A 1,660-nucleotide genomic window follows, 5' to 3' on the forward strand; every position below is an offset into this window, starting at 1 on the left:
GCCCGCGTACTCCTCCTCGGACTGTTCACTCCAGTCGGGCATCTCCGTGACGTCGGCCCCGGCGCAGAACCCGCCCTCGGCGCCGGTCAGGACGACGACGTAGACGCCGTCGTCCGCCGCCGCCTCGCGCAGCGCCTTGTTGAGGTCGAGGATCGTCCCCCGCCGGAAGGCGTTGAGAACCTCGGGTCGATCGATCGTTATCGTCGCGATACCGTCGGCCGTCTCGTAGCGGATGTCTTCGGACATTTCGTCTCACTCGTACACGCGTCGCCCGATCTCGCGGGCCTCGATCTCGTCCCAGTCGTACTCGACGCCGAGCCCCGGACCGTCCGGCACCTGCACACGTCCGTTCGCGTCGACGGTCTCGAGCATGTCCGAGTAGTCGTTGGCGTACACCGGCGGCTGGGTGTTCGGACAGATCGGATGGACCAGTGCCACCTCGTAGTAGTTGCTGTTGCGCGTCGCGGCCAGGCAGTGGCGCTGCGCCGGTCCCGGCGCGTGGTACTCCACGTCCAGCCCGAACCCTTCCGCCACGCGAGCGATCTTCATCGCGCCGGTGATTCCGCCGTCGTACTCGGGATCGGCGCGCACGAAGTCCGTCGACTCCGTTGCGACGAAGTCCGCGTGGGGCTCGAGCCCGCGGACGTGTTCCGTCTGGAGGATCGGCGTCTCGAGCATCTCGCGGAGCTTCCGGTGGGCGTGCTGGGAGACACCGCCGTCGCGGTAGGGGTCCTCGTACCAGAGGAAGTCGGCCTCGTCGCAGGCCTTCCCGATCTTCAGCGCGTCGGCGAACGTGGCCGGGTTGCAGGCCGGATCGAGCATCAGGTCCATCTCGTCGCCGACGCGTCGGCCGACCGTGCGAACGACCTCGGCCGTCTCCTCGGGGTCGGTCCAGTCGCCGCCCCAGTCGTGGATCTTGAACCCCGGATAGCCCATCTCGAGGCACTCCTCGGCGAAGTCGGCGTACGCCTCGGGCGAGTCGAGGCCGCCGTTTCGGTCGCCCTGGTACGTCGAGGCGTAGGCCGGGAAGGAGTCGCGGTACGTTCCGAGCAGTTCGTGGATCGGCGCGTCGCGGTACTTGCCGGCGAAGTCCCACAGCGCGATGTCGATCGGTCCCATCCCCATCCAGTCGTACTTCCGCAGGGCGCGCTTGAAGGCGCTCCAGTGGCGCTCGCGCTCGAGCGGGTTCTTCCCGACGAGGTAGTCGGCGACCATGTTGAGCTGTGCGGCACCCGGCGAGTTGCCGCCGACGTACTCGCCGGTCGTCCCCTCGTCGGTGTGAACCCGCAGGGCGAACAGTTTCCGTTCGGTCGTCGTTTCGGGCTCGTAGACGATGCTGAACCCGTTGGGCGCGTAGCCGACGTCCGGCAGGTCGTAGCCGAACTCGATCGACTCGATTCGCGTGATCGTTGGTGCCATCGGTATGTCATCACATAGCTAACGAGTTCCAAATGCGTTTGCATCGCGGCCACTCGCCGGGCGAGCGCAAAGGGTTACCCCGGTCCGCGGAAAACGGGATGGTATGGTATCCCACGGATTCGTGTTGCCGACCCGCGGCGTCGTACTGTCGGCCGACGACTCGCTCGAGCAGGCCGCCCGCGTCCAATCGGAGGTGATCGGGCTCGCCCGGCGAGCCGAAGCGCTCGGCTTCGACGGCGTC

General features: G+C 67.3%; 2 protein-coding genes. Both read right to left on the reverse strand.

All coding sequences use genetic code 11. From position 1 onward, the window contains the following. On the reverse strand, positions 1 to 246 hold a 246-nt coding region (locus tag PGX04_RS16360), incomplete at its 3' end, for an enoyl-CoA hydratase/isomerase family protein (protein ID WP_273739486.1). 6 nt (positions 247 to 252) lie between these two features. Next, positions 253 to 1,419 (reverse strand): enolase C-terminal domain-like protein, encoded by a 1,167-nt coding sequence (locus PGX04_RS16365; protein ID WP_273739487.1) that lies wholly within the window; start codon positions 1,417 to 1,419, stop codon positions 253 to 255. Positions 1,420 to 1,660: the final 241 nt, after the last annotated feature.

Source organism: Natrinema soli (assembly GCF_028618695.1).

What these genes read in the sequence shown, in the direction of transcription:
- PGX04_RS16365 (WP_273739487.1), bottom strand. Translation starts at nt 1,419, where the DNA reads ATGGCACCAACGATCACGCGAATCGAGTCGATCGAGTTCGGCTACGAC.